Here is a 14,494-nt window from a genome sequence, read left to right on the forward strand (position 1 = left end):
AGCCGGAACTATGCTCGTTCAAGCAACAAACAGGCTGCGGCAGACGTCTGCGCGTAGTCGGTCAAAACATTTATTCAACCGCGCCAAGGCCGTGTTCCCGGATGGAACCACCCGCGCCACGGTGGAGAGGAACCCGTTTCCGATCTATGTCCAGCGCGGCGAGGGGGCTTATCTCGTCGATGTCGACGGGAACCGGCTCCTCGATCTGAACAACAATTTTACTACGCTCATTCACGGGCACGGCTTCGCTCCGGCCTCGGAGGCTGTCGTCGACCTGCTGCGCTCGGGAACCTGTTTCGCCAACCCCACGGAGCATGAAATCGCGCTCGCGGAACTTCTGACGACCCGCATTCCCGCTATGGAACGGGTCCGCTTCGTCAACAGCGGAACGGAAGCGGTCATGTTCGCGATCAAGGCCGCGCGCGCTTTCACCGGCAGGCCCGCGATCGCACGCATCGAGGGCGCCTATCACGGCGCCTATGACTGGGCAGAGGCTGGGCAGGAGGTTTCGCCCGGCAAAGGCGGCTGGGCGCCAATGTCCGTCGCAACTCCGGCCTATCGCGGCACTCCCTCAAGCGTCGCCGACGGAGTCCATCTTTTGCGCTTCAACGACGTCGAGGGCCTTGAAGCGCGCTTGAGTGCGGCGAGCGACCGCGTTGCCTGTGTACTGATCGATCCCATGCCCAGCCGGGCGGGGTTGCTGCATCCGGAGCCCGCCTTCTTCGAGGCTTTGTCGGAAACGGCGCGCAAGTACGGAATCCTGATCGTCGCGGACGAGGTGCTTAATCTTCGGCAGAGCTATGCCGGGGCCTCAGCACGCTACGGTCTGAAACCCGATCTGACCACGGCCGGCAAAATCATCGGAGGCGGCTTCCCGATCGGTGCTATTGGCGGCCGCGAGGAAGTGATGCGCGTTTTCGGCACCGAAAATGGAAAACCGTTGTTGCCGCAGGGTGGCACGTTTTCCGCAAATCCGGTCTCAATGGCCGCTGGCCGGGCAGCGATGGAGGCGATGACCCCCGATGCGTTCGATCACCTCGAAGCGATGGGCGAGAGGTTGCGCGCGGGCTTGAGGGCAAGCATTGCCAAGCGCGACGCGCGCTTCTCGGTGACCGGCGCCGCCTCGCTCTTCCGCATCCATCCGAAGCGCATCGCGCCGCTCGAATATCGCGATGCCTATCTGAGCGCCGAAGAGGCCTCCCTCATGCGAAGAATGAGCCGCTACTTGCTGGAAGCGGGCATTCTTCTCCCCTATGGAGCCGCCGCCTGCCTTTCGACGCCAATGGTCGACAGCGACATCGACCTTATCCTCAGTGCATTTGACGAATTTCTTCAGGCCGAAATCCAATCCGGAAAGGAGTGCGCGCAATGACGCAACAGAACCCAAACGAAACCGTTGCGCAGCGTATCGCGACGATTCTTCGCCGGCACGATGTGGAATTCATATTTGGCCAAAGCCTGCCATCCGCGGTCATCCTTGCTGCGGAAGCGATCGGCATTCGCCAGATCGCGTACCGGCAGGAGAACATGGGCGGTGCGATGGCGGACGGCTACGCCCGTCTTTCCGGCAAAGTAGCTGTGGTTGCCGCCCAAAACGGCCCCGCGGCAACTTTGCTTGTGCCGCCGCTGGCCGAGGCGTTGAAGGCTAGTGTGCCGATCGTTGCGCTTGTGCAGGATGTCGAGCGAGACCAAATGGACCGCAATGCCTTTCAGGATCTTGATCAGATTGCTCTTTTCCAGTCCTGCACTAAATGGGTGCGGCGTGTCACGGTTCCGGAGCGGATCGACGACTATGTGGACGCGGCATTTACGGCCGCGTCGTCAGGCCGTGCCGGCCCAGCCGCTCTGCTGCTTCCAGCCGATCTCCTGCGTGCCGAGGCGAGATCTCCGGCGGTAGTACGTTCAAAGAACTTAGGCCACTGGCCCTTGGATCGCGTCCGCCCGTCGGATAAAGCACTAGCAGAGGTCGCGTCTCTGATCGCAGCGGCGCGAGCCCCGATCATTATCGCCGGCGGAGGCGTTCATTGCGGCGGCGCCGCGGCAGAACTCGCTGCGCTCCAGCAGGAAGCGTGCCTGCCGATTCTCACCACGAACATGGGGAAGGGGGCGGTGGACGAATTTCATCCGCTTTCGGCCGGAGTGTTAGGCTCGCTGGTCGGGCCGCGATCGCTCGGTCGATACTCGTCCGCTTTGGTCGGAAGTGCGGACTTGGTCATTCTCATCGGAACGCGTACCAACCAGAACGGCACCGACAATTGGCGGCAAATTCCCTCCAGCGCGACGGTCGTGCACATTGACGTCGATCCGGTGGAGATCGGACGCAACTACGAAGCCATTCGGCTGGTGGGCGATGCCCGGGAAACGCTTGCCACCCTGAGAGCGGCGCTCACCCGCGTCGACCTCGCGCGGCGGCATGGGGATCGCGCGCGACTGGAGGAATGTATCCATCAAAATTGGAAGCGGTTCGAGCTTGATCGCCACGACGTGGTGACATCGCGTTCCCGACCGATACGCCCAGAACGGATTATGGCTGAACTCCAGGACCTGCTAACCGGCGACGTAACGGTCGTCGCCGACGCGAGCTACTCGTCTATGTGGGTCCTGGGCCAACTCCGAGCGCGAGCGAGCGGAATGCGCTTTATCACGCCGCGCGGGCTGGCGGGGCTCGGTTGGGGGGTGCCGCTCGCGATCGGGGCCAAGGTTGCGCGACCGGATAAGCCGGTCATTGCGATTGTCGGTGACGGCGGCTTTGCTCACAGCTGGGCCGAGCTTGAGACCATGATGCGGATGAGGCTTCCTTTGGCGATCGTCGTCCTCAACAACGGCATCCTCGGTTTCCAGCGCGATGCGGAAACGGTGAAGTTCGGCAACTTCACATCGGCATGCCACTTTGCCGAGGTGGATCACGCGAAATTGGCGGAAGCCTGCGGCTGCCCAGCGGTTCGTGTGGAAGACCCGAGTGAGCTTGCCTATCACTTGCAGCGTGGCATGGACCAGGGGCCGCTGTTGATCGAAGTGATGACCGACCCGGCGGCGCATCCCCCCCTCTCACTCTTCGCAAAGATGGACGAAGCGGCATGAGTCGCAATTCTAAAGCAAGAATTGCCGTCGTCACCGGCGGCACTTCCGGTATCGGGTTGGCAACATCCCGTCTCTTGTTGGAGCGTGGATGCCGGGTCGCCCTCTTCGGGCAAAAGCTCGTCAATGTTGAAAGCGCCACCCAAGCTCTTTGTCAGGATTTCGGCTCCGAGCGGGTGTTCGCGCGCGCTGTCGATCTCGGTGAGCCGGCGCAGATAACGTCATTCTTTCGGGAATTGGACGATTGCTGGGGCAGAGCAGACATTCTCGTTTGCAATGCCGGCATATCACCCAAGGGGCTCAACGGGCCGACCCCATTCCAAGAGATCACACTCCAAGAATGGAACACGGTTCTTTCCGTCAACCTGACCGGGACAATGCTTTGCTGCCAGGCGGTTCTGCCGGGCATGTGCGCGCAGGGTTTTGGCCGCGTCGTTCTTGTCGGGTCCATTGCCGGTCGTGCGCTCCCGAAAATCGCGGGCACCGCCTATGTCGCCTCGAAAGCCGCACTTGCGGGCTTTGCCCGCTCGCTGGTCTCACGGTACGCGGCGCACTCAATTACGGTGAATGTCGTTGCGCCAGGAAGGATTGCCACGGAGATGGCCGGTCCTCGTGACGGCGAGGTCAATCGCACAGCAGTTGCCCGTATTCCCGCCGGCCGCCTGGGGGAGCCTGAAGAAGTCGCGGCGGCCATCGGTTTCCTGACCTCCGACGGAGCAGCCTTCATCAATGGCGCGGTAATAGACATCAATGGCGGAGAATACGCGCCACTTTGAAGTTGGAGACCGGGTGCGGAATGCATGCGGGTGTGCTGATTTATACGGGCAATGCGGAGCTCTTTCTTCTGCTCGAGTACATTCTCGAGACCGAGGGATTTCCTGTCCAGCTTTGCTCCGATGCGAGCGAACTGATTAGTACAATCGAGACCGAAAGGCCGCTCGCTGTCCTGGTCGATTGTTCCGATCTGCGCCCAGAGGCGCCTGGCCTTTGCCGCCGCATAAAGGCAATCAGCGACCGCCCGCCAGTCGGCGTCTTTGCGAATGCACCGAGGAAGGGTCTCAGCAGTCTCGGGATCGACGTGGTCATATGCAGTCCCTACGATCCGCGACACCTGCTCGCGTTCCTCAAGGGCATTCAAACGAACTTGCCCGACGACTCCCGCCCTGGCGTCTCACGCGAGGAGATATTCCGGCACGCGGATATCGAGATGAATGTCGCCAGGGTTCGTGTTACGCGAAACGGCCACACTGTAAGCCTTTCCGCGCTACAGTTCAGACTGCTTCTGCATCTTATGAAGATGCCAACTGTGGTGCACAGTCGTGACGATCTCATCGCCGCGGGCTGGCCGCCTGAAGCCGAAGTCGAGCTCCGCACTGTCGATATCCATATCGGTCACATCAGGCGCGCACTGAACCACTATGGGCCTGATGTTATCCGCACCGTACGGTCCATTGGCTACGCCCTCGACGGGCTCGCTCCGCCATAGCGAAATTGAGTGTTTCCCAATTTAGGGCGGGTAGCGCCTTGCTCGACCAATGACAGCCGCAAGGCGCACCCTCTGAATAGATGAACTGCTAAATTAAGCGGTTTCTAAGCCGTAGGAATACCTCAAACCAGAAGCCGTAATCGCCGTGTCGGTGTTCGGTCCAGGCCTCGAGCGCGCAATAGGCGGCCGCAATTGCGGCTTCGTTGCCATAGAGGCCGATCGCCGCCTCCACCACTTCCTCCTGTTCATGCTTCTGCCAGAAGCCGTCTTTCCGGGGGCTTTGCTCCCCGCTGGCGGGATTGCAAAAAATCTTGGACACGCTGAACCTCCTGCTGTCCGGCGCAGGGGATCAAAATGGGTTGCCGGACGTTGGAACTCAGCTTTCGCGAGCCACAGAACCATTTGGTTCTCATCGTGCCGTCCCTGGCAAATGTGTCTATCACAAGCGAAGACTGTGCCCTTTCCGGACTGTTTTCGAAGCGGAAGATGGTCGAGGCTGGTCTTCATCGGTTCTGGCGCGTTCTCTGATGTCATGGTGCATGAATAGCGAACCCGGTTCGCTGAATCCACAGAGTGCCCATCTCACATCGAAATTCAACAAAAATGTTGCAACAAAATAAGACGAAACGCGCGTGGTATTTACATATTTATGGCTATTTCGCGCAATATCTCTAAAATTCTAGGGATTACGCAGGAGCCGCGACCATACTATTTCCGATTTTTGTGACATCAAACATCGGGAAGAGAACGGCGATGAGACAGCTTGAAAGCACGAAGGCTCAGCACACAAAACACTTGGTCCTGATCTGCTCTGGTAATGCGAACTTCTACGTGCTGCTTGCACACATCCTCGCGTCGGAGGGCTTTCAGACGATGTTGGTGAGCGAAGAAGAGGTAGTGGATCAGGCTGTGCTAAGGCCGGCCACAGCAATCATCCTGGATTCAGCAGAGGATTCAGAGCTCACGGTGAGAACATGTGCCGCCATAAAGGCTAACGACGTAACCTCGCGTATCCCGACTATCGCCCTCGTTTCGTCGGGCAATGAGCGGTACTATCTGGCACTGTTGAAAGCGGGGGTTGACGAAAACTTCGTGCGCCCGGTCTCCCCGGCAAGGCTGCTTGCTTACCTTGGTTCTCTGCCGGACAATCGTGCGAATGATAAGCAGCCGACACATCTCGCTAGCGAAGAGGTCGCTGAGACCTTTGGCGAGTTAAGACTCGAGCCTAGGCGCCGTCTCGTCAGATATGGCGATGAAGACGTTCAATTCGGTGCCATCGAATTCAACCTGCTGCGATGCCTGCTTGAGGCACCAGGCCGGGTGCGAAGCCGTCTGGAACTGATCGAAGCGGCATGGCCATCAAATCGCTACGTGCAGCCGCGCACTGTGGATGTGCATGTCGGTCGCTTGCGTCGGGAGCTCGAGCGCCTGACCGGCCATCCTCTTATTCGCACAATACGGGCAACCGGCTATGCGATCGACATTGATGATGGTTCCGATTGAGCTCGGATACGTTTCACACTTCTCATATTTTTTTTCAACAATGCAGCGAAAGGAAAATTCAACCGTAATTTTACCCGGAATGCAAAATGCAGGGTGAAAATATTTCGCGAATACTTCGTTGAGTTTAGTGCCTAAACAAATAAATCTCCCGTGCATTCGCCGCTCAAGTCTCGGGAGATTTTCGGATGGAAGAAAAAGCGCCATGGCAGGGAAGTATTTCTGGCAAGGGTGCCCAAAGGAACACCGCCAGCTTAATCCAGTACGCCCAAAGCCATTTCGATGCCGCGCATTTCCGGGGCTTGATGGCGATTTACGGGCGACCCTTGGAGAATCGTGCCGTGGCACTAACCCATGACCGCGGACGTCGGGTCGTCGACTTCGTGCGTTGCTCCTATCTTGGCTTGGACAACCATCCGCAGGTCGTTGCAGGTGCCGTCGACGCACTGAAAGATTACGGCGCACTTCATTGGTCATGCGCAAGGACGCGTCTCAATTTCTCGATTCTCGGTGACTTGGAGGCGGCGCTGTCGGAGTTGTTCGATGCGCGGGTGATTACTTATACCACAGTGCTCGCAGCCAACATGAGTGCGTTGCCGCTGATTGCTTCCGGGCATCTCACGGGTGGCGTTAAGCCGCTGATGGTGTTCGATCGCTTTGCCCACGCGACGCTTGCCTTTCACAAGGGAACCATTGCCGCCGAAACTCGCGTCGAGACCATTGCTCACAACGATCTCGACGCGCTCGAGATGCTCTGCCGCGCGAACGAATCCGTCGCCTTCGTTTGCGACGGCGTCTATTCGATGGGCGGAAGCGCCGGCATCGAGGACCTAAGGCGCCTGCAGGACCGCTATGGCCTCTTCCTCTATATAGATGACGCACATGGGATATCGATCTTCGGCAAGCACGGGGAAGGCTTTGCCAGATCGCAAATGAGCGGGCACCTGGGGGAGCGGACGATAATTGCGGCTTCGCTTGGAAAGGGCTTCGGCGCCTCAGGAGGCTTGATCATGCTTGGAACGGCGCGGCAAGAGGAACTGTTTCGAAGATTCGCGGTCGCTCATGCGTTTTCGGCGTCGCTGAACGTCGCGGCAATCGGCGCGGCGCGCGCGTCGCAGCAACTGCACCTAACGCAAGAACTCACGGAGCTACAACAGGGACTTCGAAGCAGAATCGCCTTGTTCGACAGCCTCATTCCCACAGACCAGCAAGGCTCACCCTTGCCGATACGAACGGTCGAGATAGGCGACGAGATGACGGCCATCGAAGCCGCAAGAGCTTTGCTCGACCGCGGTTTCTATACGTCGGCGATCTTCTTTCCCACCGTTGCACGGGGAAGGGCAGGGTTGCGGCTTTGCCCCACGGCCGGACACTCCGAAGACGATATCCGGGCGGTGGGCACCGCGATCCAAGACGTGCTGACGAACAGATAAGAGCCTGTGCTGCACCAAGACCACGCCAACATTGAATCTTACAAGGAGCGAACATGTCTGAGCACCTCTCGGAGTGCTGTGTCTCCGTCCCCGGTTCAAGGAACCTCGTCGAGACTGTCTCCCAACGGTTTGCCGAATTTTGCGTCTCAATCGTGGACAACGGAATGGAAAAGACTTTCAAGTTCATCGATGGCGAGGCCGTCGTGAGAGCTGTCGGTAGAGGGATTTTGATGCGGGTCGTCGCGACAGACGTCATCTCTTACTATGGAATACGAACGGCATTGGAGGGCAGCATTGTGAAGTTGACGGCATTGGAGCCCGAGGAATTCGCTTGGTACCCGGCCGGTGAATCACCATTTGCAGCGGTCGGACGTGTACATCCGAGCCAAGATGAAGTGCATGAACGGGAGAAACTCGCCACGGCTGAGGTTCACCACAAACGACTAACGGCAGGAACGTTGGACACGCAGAGCAATCACCACCATTGAGAACATGACCTACGCGAACTTCCACATGAATAATGCTCGCAGGTCGCTGAATGCCGGCACGCATGCGCAGGCGACAAAGCTCAAGCTGATTTGGAGCCCGTGAATACATCACGAATCGAATCGAGCAGACTCTAGCCAACGTGCTCTACCGATAGCGTGCCCACCGGAAGGGGTTTGATCAACGACTTCGCAGAAACACTCGGGTTCAGCCAGTCAGTCCATACATCGCGCTCAAGGATCACGATCTGTCGATCGTGGTAGGGAGCGATGTCGGGCCCCGGCGCCATCGTCAGCATGGTGAAGGCTTGCCCGACCTCAGGCGTGTTGCGCCAGATGCCGGCGATGCAGAAGATCGGCTCGTCCTTCTTGGTGAACAGCCACTTGTCCTTGCGCTTCTTGCTCGGATCCTTCGGATCGGTGAACTCGTAAAAGCCGTCGGCAAGAATTAGGCAGCGGGAGTTGAACTCCCGTCCCTCTGATCGGAAGTTATACACCGGCCGCTTGTTCGGCCCCGGCCAACTCCAGCGTCGCTGTACGAGCTCGGCCTCATCCGGCACTCCGTCGATGGCCCTGACGATCGGCCCAACATCGGTGATCTTGATGTCCTCACGGGCTTCGAGATTCGGGGTGCCTTCGCCGAAACGGATCTTGATCTTGAGCTCGGCAAAGCCCTCGACGATGGAGGCGACATCCGTCATTAGCCGATAATCATTGCACATGCATCCTCCGTCTCAGGTCCGATTGTCTCGGAATCGTGTTTCTGGTAGGTGACGCGCGCGAAGGTTGCCAGTCCGACGCCCGCCGCGTCATCATGAGGCGCCATGATGGCGAAGTGGAGATGGTGGGGCGGCCGTGGGGCCTGCGTCCGCGCGACGTTGGCGGGCGCCGTGAACGTCGTCCGATCGGAAGACCCGGACGTTCCCCGCCCGCCGCTGCCTGGTGCCCGCGTCCGAGTTTCGGCACAGGAACTTCAGCTTCTCGCTCACCAATGGTGACTGGTTCTATTTCGCGGGGATTTGGCGGCCGGCGACCCGGCCTGGCCGGAGACATATGCCACGATGGAGCCGAATGCCGATCTCGCGCCGTACCACGCCCGCCAGCTGGGTACTCACCCGCGATCAACGCGTGGTCTGGCTCGACGGACTTTTCCGCGAAGACGAAATCCTGCGGCCGCAGCCGGCAGGGACTTTCCAGGTCTTGCGACATCCAACCTCTCCAGTTCAGTCGATGCTGGACGGGTCTGCGTCCCATTGGGCTTGTTCTGGCCAGACGCCATCTTAGACAGAAACTTGTTGCAGGAAATGCCGCAGAGCCGGTGAGGCCTGTAGCGTGATGCGCATGCGCGGAATTCCGAGCGCCTCTCGATGGCGCCAGCGCGTCTCCAATCCGTTCAGGTATCGCCAGTCCTGTCGTTGCTTCATTCCGGCAGTCAGCTGCGCCATGCAGCGGACGTCGTCCCTTTTGCAGCTTGTCAGGACACCTATATTTGAATTAAGTATTCAAATAAGAAGACACTATTTTTGTCCGACAGTCATCCGCATAGCGTTGCCGCTGCACGAGGGAAGAGTAACCACGCATGACAACAGAATCCGAATTGCCGCTTTCCGGCCTGGTGGTCGTCGACATGAGCCAGTTTCTTTCCGGCCCCTATTGTTCGCTGCGGCTGATGGATCTCGGCGCGCGGGTGATCAAGATCGAGCGGCCGGATGGCGGCGATCTTTCCCGCCGGCTTTATCTGAGCGACACCGAGATCGGCGGCGACTCGACCATTTTCCATGCGATCAACCGCGCCAAGGAAAGCCTCGCGATAGACCTCAAGAACGAGGCCGATCTTGCCGCACTGAAGCGGCTTCTCGCGCAGGCCGATGTCGTGATCCAGAACTTCCGGCCGGGCGTCATCGAAAGACTGGGGCTGGACTATGAGGCGATCAGGGCCATCAATCCGCGCATCGTCTATGCCTCGATCAGCGGTTATGGCGAGGAGGGCCCCTGGGTGAAGCGTCCCGGCCAGGATCTGCTGGCGCAGGCGCGCTCGGGGGTCATGTGGCTGAACGGCGACGAAGGGCAGGGGCCGGTTCCCTTCGGGCTCGCCATCGGCGACATGCTGGCCGGCGCCGCCGCCGCTCAAGGGATTCTCGCGGCGCTGGTGCGGCGCGGCATTTCCGGCAAGGGAAGCCTCGTCGAAACGAGCCTCCTGGAGGCGCTTGTCGATTTCCAGTTCGAGGTATTGACCACGCATCTCAATGACGGCGGCCGTCTGCCGAAGCGGTCGGCATTCCGGAGCGCCCATGCTTATCTCGCCGCACCCTATGGCGTCTATGCGGCGAGCGACGGCTATCTCGCAATCGCCATGACGCCGATCCCGAAGCTGGCGGACCTGCTTCAGATCGACGAACTCGCCCCCTATCGCGATGACCCGTCCTCGTGGTTTACCGAGCGCGACCGCATCAAGGCGCTGATTGCTGCCCGCGTCGCGCTCAGCACCGTCGACGAATGGCTGGCGGTGCTGGAGCCGGCCGATATCTGGTGCGCGCGCGTGCTCGACTGGAACGAGCTTCTGGAAAGCGACGGTTTCCAGGTGCTCGACATGCTGCAGACGGTGATGCGCGAAGATGACGTATCGATCACCACCACGCGCTCGCCGCTCAGGATCAACGGCCGCCGCCCGCGCGTCGAGCGCGCCGCCCCGCGGATCGGTGAGCATGGCCGCTCGATCAGGGAGGAGTTCGGACTATGAGCGTCGTCCTCAAGGGAATGACCTGGAATCACCCGCGCGGCTATGATCCGATGGTGGCCTGCTCGCAATCCTGGCAGGAAAAGATGGGCGTCGAGATCCGGTGGGAGAAGCGGTCGCTGCAGGATTTCGAGACCTTTCCGGTCGAGACCCTGGCCAGGAACTATGACCTGATCGTCATCGACCATCCGCATGTGGGGCAGATCACCGGCGAGAATTGCCTGCTGCCCCTGGACGTGCCGGGCCGCGAGGCGGAGCGGCAGGCGCTCTCGGCGGCAAGCGTCGGCCCGTCCTATCGGAGCTATGCGTGGAACGAACGGCAATGGGCCTTTCCGATCGACGCGGCGACCCAGGTGCAGGCCTGGCGGCCGGACCGGACGGATCGCCTTCGGACCTGGCGGGATATGCTCGCGCTCGCGCGCAGCGGCGGCGTTCTCCTGCCGCTGAGGCCGCCGCATTCGCTGATGAGCTTCTACACCCTCTGCGGCAATCTCGGCCGTCCTTGCCGCAGCGCCGGTAAGGGCGATCTCGTCGACGCCGACACCGGCGCCATGGCGGTCGAGCTGCTGCAGGAAATCTCGGCACTCATCGACCCCGCATGCTTCGGCATGGACCCGATCGCGGTGCTCGAGGCCATGGCGGCCGAGGCCTCGCCCGCCGCCTGCGCGCCGCTTATCTACGGCTATGTCAGCTATTCCATTGCCGGCTTTCGCCCGGCGCTCGTCCGCTTCGGCGATTTCCCGACCGTCGGTGCCGCCGGGCCGGTCGGCTCGGCGCTCGGCGGGACGGGCATAGCGGTCTCGGCCTTTTCGAAGGCGCCGGAACAGGCGATCGATTTCGCCTATTGGGTTGCGGGCGGCGGCGTGCAGCGCGGCCCCTATGCGGCATCCGGCGGCCAGCCCGGCCATGGGGAGGCCTGGCAGGACGATACGGTCAATGCGGCGACCCATGATTTTTACCGCGCGACGCGGGCGACGCTCGAAGGCGCCTGGCTGCGGCCACGCCACGACGGCTACATGACCTTCCAGCAGGCGGGCTCGGACCGCCTGAACGAGGGGCTGCGGAGCAGGGAAAGGCCGAGGCTCGTGGTCGAAGAGCTCAACCGGCTGTTTCTTGCGAGTTTTCGCTGAGGGCGAAATCGCTACCAACTCTGCCCGCGTAAAGATTGGATTCAATCTTTCTTGGTAATTTCCCGTTAGCAAGTCTCGTCAGTGGGTCCTGACGGCGCGGTTGCCGTCGGCTTTTGTATTGCGTGCGGGTCCTCATGCGTCCTTTTTCGGCTGTCTCAGCGATCGTCATAACCTGCCTGGCTCTAACGAGCTGCGGCTTCGGGGGGAGCAGGCCCTCGCGCGAGACGACGAGCTCCGTCGTCCGTCCGGCAAGTCCGGTTCCTACGGCGGAGGTCAGTGCCGCTGCCGCGCAAGCGGCGCCTCAGCCGGAGGCGCTCGCCTGGGCGGGAACCGTTCCCGAGCCGCAGGCCTTCATGCCGGCGGACAGGACGGTGGGCATGCCGGTTCCGGCCGAGCGACCCATGGCGATGCTCGCTCCCGAAAATCCCGCGCGCGAGCCGCGCGGCCGCTCACGCGTCTACAGCCACAGCTTCCGCGATGCCCATCCGATCAATTTCGGTACCCGGTCGCCGCGCAAACTCGCCGTACACGGCGTCGACGTTTCGCGCTGGCAGGGCGACATCAACTGGGCGAAGCTGCGCACGCAAGGCGCCAACTTCGCCTACATCAAGGCGACCGACGGCGGCGATCATCTCGACCCCATGTTCAAGAAGAACTGGCGCCGAGCCGACGAGGCCGGGCTGAAACGCGGCGCCTATCACTTCTTCTATTGGTGCCGCACGGCCGGCGAGCAGGCGGACTGGTTCATCCGCAACGTGCCCCGGGATCCGAGCGCGCTTCCGCCCGTCATCGATGTCGAGTGGAACGGCGAGTCGAGCTGCAAGCGGCGTCCGTCGCCGGAGCGGGTGCGGGAAAAGATGCAGGTCTTCATGGACAAGCTGGAGCGCCACTACGGCCAGCGCCCGATCATCTATACCGCGCCGGACTTCTACCGCGACAATCTGCAGGGCGCGTTCCCCAATCATCCCTTCTGGCTGCGCTCGGTCGCGGCGCACCCGTCCAAGGTTTATCCCGGGCGCAAATGGATATTCTGGCAATATTCGGGCTCGGGCCTGTCCCACGGCGTCGACGGGCGGATCGACCTCAACGTCTTCAACGGCAGCGAGGAAGACTGGCACAACTGGGTGGCGGCGCGCTCGAGCTGAGGGAACAGAAGTGACGCCGATCCGCCTGCTGCAACCCAATGACGCGGCCTTCCCTGCACTTGCGGCCCTCATGGAGGAAATGCAGGCGCATTACCGCGTGGCCTGTCCGCCGCGCGCCGAGATAATCGCGGGGCTTGAAGCCATGCCGCCGGGCGCGGAGATCCTCGTCGCCGAGGAGCATGGTTCGGTGCTCGGTTTCGCCGCCTTCTCCGCGATTTACCCCGGGCCGGGCCTGAAGCCGGGCATTTTTCTGAAGGAACTCTACGTCAGCGGATCGCAGCGGGGCCGCGGCCTCGGCCGAGCCTTGATGCAGAAGCTGGCCAGCCTGGCGAAGGAGCGCGGGCTCACGCGCATCGATTGGACCGCGGAGGCGGAAAACACACGGCTCCTCTCCTTCTATGAAGAACTGGGCGGCGCGCGCAAACCGGACAAGGTCTTCTTCCGGCTCGACGGAGAGGCGCTCGCGCGGCTGTCGGACTGAAGCGGGCGCCGCGGCCCGGGCCGGCCGCCCTCAGTCGCCCATGCCTTCGGCTTCCGCCATCAGCCATGCCTCGAACGTCCGCATGGAAGCACTCGGAGCGATGTCCCGCGGTTTTGCGAACCAGTAGCCATGGTCGCTTCGATATCCGAAGCCGTTCGGATTGACGAGCTTTCCCGCCGCAAGGTCATCGAGGATAAGGCCGCGCGGGATCAAAGCCATTCCCTGTCCGGCAAGTGCCGCCCGGATCACCATCGTATAATAGCCGAAGCGCGTGGTGTGCCGGACCGCGAGGTCGTCCTTGCCATGACCCTTGGCGAAATAATTCCAGTGCAGCGGCGTCTGCGGGTGCTCCAGCATGATGCCGTCGGCGAGATCTTCGATCGTCTCCGGAGTGCCGTTCTTCTCCCAGTAGGAAGGGGCGCTGACGACAAGAACCTCGCGCCCGAAGAGATAGCTGGTTTCCTCGTCCGGCAGCGGTTCGCTCAGGAAGCGGAATATCGCATCGGGCGTCTGGGACTGTGTCGGAGAAACGAACGTCGTGAACTGCACCTCGATCTCCGGGTGCTGCTCGGTAAAACGAAGGAAGCGCGGCAGCAGCCACCGGTCCCCGAAAATGGGCGGCACCTGCAATCTCAGCACGCGCGGGCCCGGTTTCAGGCGGGCGACGCGAAGGGCGGCGTCCTCCATCGCCTTCAATGCGGTGCGCGCCTGTTCGATATAGATCGTGCCGACCTCCGTCGGGATCATTCCGCGCGGTGTCCGGACGAAGACGGGGCTGCCGATCAGCTCTTCGAGCGACAGCAATTGCTTGCTGACGGCGCTCTGCGACAGCGACGTGCTTTCGGCGGCGGCGCTCGTCGATCCCCTTTCGGCCACCGCAAGCAGCACCTGAAGCGCGGTCGTCGAAGGCAAGCGCCGCCGTCCCGAAGCCATGAAAATTCCTCCGCCAGATGCAGCCGATGCGCGTCCGCTCCGCCCCGTTCTTTGCGCAGACCCTAAATAAGTGCCCGGAGCAAGGC

14 protein-coding genes and 2 pseudogenes are annotated in these 14,494 nt (G+C 61.2%); 13 read left to right on the top strand and 3 right to left on the bottom strand.

All coding sequences use genetic code 11. The features are described 5' to 3' along the window. The first annotated feature begins 10 nt into the window (after window positions 1–10). From BHD07_RS31005 to BHD07_RS31020, 4 genes are read left to right on the top strand one after another with little or no spacing between them, the layout of a single operon-like run. Window positions 11–1,372 (top strand): aspartate aminotransferase family protein, encoded by a 1,362-nt coding sequence (locus BHD07_RS31005; protein WP_338284230.1) that lies wholly within the window; start codon window positions 11–13, stop codon window positions 1,370–1,372. Next, window positions 1,369–3,081: an acetolactate synthase catalytic subunit gene (locus BHD07_RS31010; RefSeq protein ID WP_338284231.1), complete on the top strand. Its 1,713-nt coding sequence runs from the start codon at window positions 1,369–1,371 to the stop codon at window positions 3,079–3,081. The genes BHD07_RS31005 and BHD07_RS31010 overlap by 4 nt, the downstream gene beginning before the upstream one ends. Beyond that, window positions 3,078–3,854, top strand: a complete 777-nt coding sequence (locus tag BHD07_RS31015; protein WP_338284232.1) for an SDR family oxidoreductase — start codon at window positions 3,078–3,080, stop codon at window positions 3,852–3,854. Before BHD07_RS31010 ends, BHD07_RS31015 begins: the two co-directional genes overlap by 4 nt. Before the next feature lie 20 nt (window positions 3,855–3,874). After that, entirely contained in the window at window positions 3,875–4,564 is a 690-nt protein-coding gene (locus tag BHD07_RS31020; protein ID WP_338284233.1) for a winged helix-turn-helix transcriptional regulator, read from the top strand. Window positions 4,565–4,652: 88 nt separating this feature from the next. Here the strand turns inward: BHD07_RS31020 and BHD07_RS31025 are convergent, their stop codons facing one another. Continuing rightward, on the bottom strand, window positions 4,653–4,883 hold the full coding sequence (locus BHD07_RS31025; RefSeq protein ID WP_338284234.1) for a hypothetical protein: 231 nt from the start codon (window positions 4,881–4,883) through the stop codon (window positions 4,653–4,655). 434 nt (window positions 4,884–5,317) lie between these two features. Between BHD07_RS31025 and BHD07_RS31030 the strand changes: the two genes are divergently transcribed. The 4 genes and pseudogenes from BHD07_RS31030 to BHD07_RS32025 form a co-directional block, all read left to right on the top strand. Further along, window positions 5,318–6,067 (top strand): winged helix-turn-helix transcriptional regulator, encoded by a 750-nt coding sequence (locus tag BHD07_RS31030; RefSeq protein WP_338284235.1) that lies wholly within the window; start codon window positions 5,318–5,320, stop codon window positions 6,065–6,067. A gap of 185 nt (window positions 6,068–6,252) precedes the next feature. Further along, entirely contained in the window at window positions 6,253–7,497 is a 1,245-nt protein-coding gene (locus BHD07_RS31035; RefSeq protein WP_338284236.1) for an 8-amino-7-oxononanoate synthase family protein, read from the top strand. 53 nt (window positions 7,498–7,550) lie between these two features. Further along, window positions 7,551–7,985 (top strand): SMa0974 family conjugal transfer regulator, encoded by a 435-nt coding sequence (rctB, locus tag BHD07_RS31040; RefSeq protein WP_338284237.1) that lies wholly within the window; start codon window positions 7,551–7,553, stop codon window positions 7,983–7,985. Next, window positions 7,972–8,088 (top strand): annotated as a pseudogene (locus BHD07_RS32025) (autoinducer-binding protein); the annotation flags it as partial. The gene rctB and the pseudogene BHD07_RS32025, both read left to right, overlap by 14 nt. A 28-nt stretch (window positions 8,089–8,116) precedes the next feature. Here the strand turns inward: BHD07_RS32025 and BHD07_RS31045 are convergent. Beyond that, window positions 8,117–8,704 (bottom strand): SOS response-associated peptidase, encoded by a 588-nt coding sequence (locus tag BHD07_RS31045; protein ID WP_275598942.1) that lies wholly within the window; start codon window positions 8,702–8,704, stop codon window positions 8,117–8,119. A gap of 92 nt (window positions 8,705–8,796) precedes the next feature. Here BHD07_RS31045 and BHD07_RS31050 point away from each other — a divergent pair. From BHD07_RS31050 to BHD07_RS31070, 5 genes and pseudogenes are all read left to right on the top strand, one after another. Beyond that, window positions 8,797–9,266: pseudogene (locus BHD07_RS31050) on the top strand (SOS response-associated peptidase family protein). A 295-nt stretch (window positions 9,267–9,561) separates the two neighbouring features. Next, the gene (locus tag BHD07_RS31055) at window positions 9,562–10,722 is read left to right on the top strand and encodes a CaiB/BaiF CoA transferase family protein (RefSeq protein WP_338284238.1); all 1,161 of its coding nucleotides are present in this window, start codon (window positions 9,562–9,564) and stop codon (window positions 10,720–10,722) included. Further along, window positions 10,719–11,849: an extracellular solute-binding protein gene (locus BHD07_RS31060; protein ID WP_338284239.1), complete on the top strand. Its 1,131-nt coding sequence runs from the start codon at window positions 10,719–10,721 to the stop codon at window positions 11,847–11,849. The genes BHD07_RS31055 and BHD07_RS31060 overlap by 4 nt, the downstream gene beginning before the upstream one ends. A gap of 134 nt (window positions 11,850–11,983) precedes the next feature. Next, a complete protein-coding gene (locus BHD07_RS31065; RefSeq protein WP_338284240.1) occupies window positions 11,984–12,994 on the top strand; it encodes a glycoside hydrolase family 25 protein in 1,011 nt (336 codons plus the stop codon). A gap of 10 nt (window positions 12,995–13,004) precedes the next feature. Next, window positions 13,005–13,475 (top strand): GNAT family N-acetyltransferase, encoded by a 471-nt coding sequence (locus BHD07_RS31070; RefSeq protein WP_338284241.1) that lies wholly within the window; start codon window positions 13,005–13,007, stop codon window positions 13,473–13,475. A 30-nt stretch (window positions 13,476–13,505) separates the two neighbouring features. Here BHD07_RS31070 and BHD07_RS31075 read toward each other — a convergent pair whose 3' ends face one another. Beyond that, on the bottom strand, window positions 13,506–14,408 hold the full coding sequence (locus BHD07_RS31075; protein WP_127709659.1) for a LysR substrate-binding domain-containing protein: 903 nt from the start codon (window positions 14,406–14,408) through the stop codon (window positions 13,506–13,508). Window positions 14,409–14,494 lie beyond the last annotated feature (86 nt).

The sequence above is a fragment of the Sinorhizobium sp. KGO-5 genome (genome assembly GCF_036245905.1).
Taxonomy (GTDB): domain Bacteria; phylum Pseudomonadota; class Alphaproteobacteria; order Rhizobiales; family Rhizobiaceae; genus Sinorhizobium; species Sinorhizobium meliloti_A.

Excerpts from the sequence above, each read along its gene's own strand:
- BHD07_RS31005 (WP_338284230.1), top strand. The coding sequence starts at position 11 with ATGCTCGTTCAAGCAACAAACAGGCTGCGGCAGACGTCTGCGCGTAGT.
- BHD07_RS31010 (WP_338284231.1), top strand. The coding sequence starts at position 1,369 with ATGACGCAACAGAACCCAAACGAAACCGTTGCGCAGCGTATCGCGACG.
- BHD07_RS31015 (WP_338284232.1), top strand. The coding sequence starts at position 3,078 with ATGAGTCGCAATTCTAAAGCAAGAATTGCCGTCGTCACCGGCGGCACT.
- BHD07_RS31020 (WP_338284233.1), top strand. The coding sequence starts at position 3,875 with ATGCATGCGGGTGTGCTGATTTATACGGGCAATGCGGAGCTCTTTCTT.
- BHD07_RS31030 (WP_338284235.1), top strand. The coding sequence starts at position 5,318 with ATGAGACAGCTTGAAAGCACGAAGGCTCAGCACACAAAACACTTGGTC.
- BHD07_RS31035 (WP_338284236.1), top strand. The coding sequence starts at position 6,253 with ATGGAAGAAAAAGCGCCATGGCAGGGAAGTATTTCTGGCAAGGGTGCC.
- rctB (WP_338284237.1), top strand. The coding sequence starts at position 7,551 with ATGTCTGAGCACCTCTCGGAGTGCTGTGTCTCCGTCCCCGGTTCAAGG.
- BHD07_RS31045 (WP_275598942.1), bottom strand. The coding sequence starts at position 8,704 with ATGTGCAATGATTATCGGCTAATGACGGATGTCGCCTCCATCGTCGAG.
- BHD07_RS31055 (WP_338284238.1), top strand. The coding sequence starts at position 9,562 with ATGACAACAGAATCCGAATTGCCGCTTTCCGGCCTGGTGGTCGTCGAC.
- BHD07_RS31060 (WP_338284239.1), top strand. The coding sequence starts at position 10,719 with ATGAGCGTCGTCCTCAAGGGAATGACCTGGAATCACCCGCGCGGCTAT.
- BHD07_RS31065 (WP_338284240.1), top strand. The coding sequence starts at position 11,984 with ATGCGTCCTTTTTCGGCTGTCTCAGCGATCGTCATAACCTGCCTGGCT.
- BHD07_RS31075 (WP_127709659.1), bottom strand. The coding sequence starts at position 14,408 with ATGGCTTCGGGACGGCGGCGCTTGCCTTCGACGACCGCGCTTCAGGTG.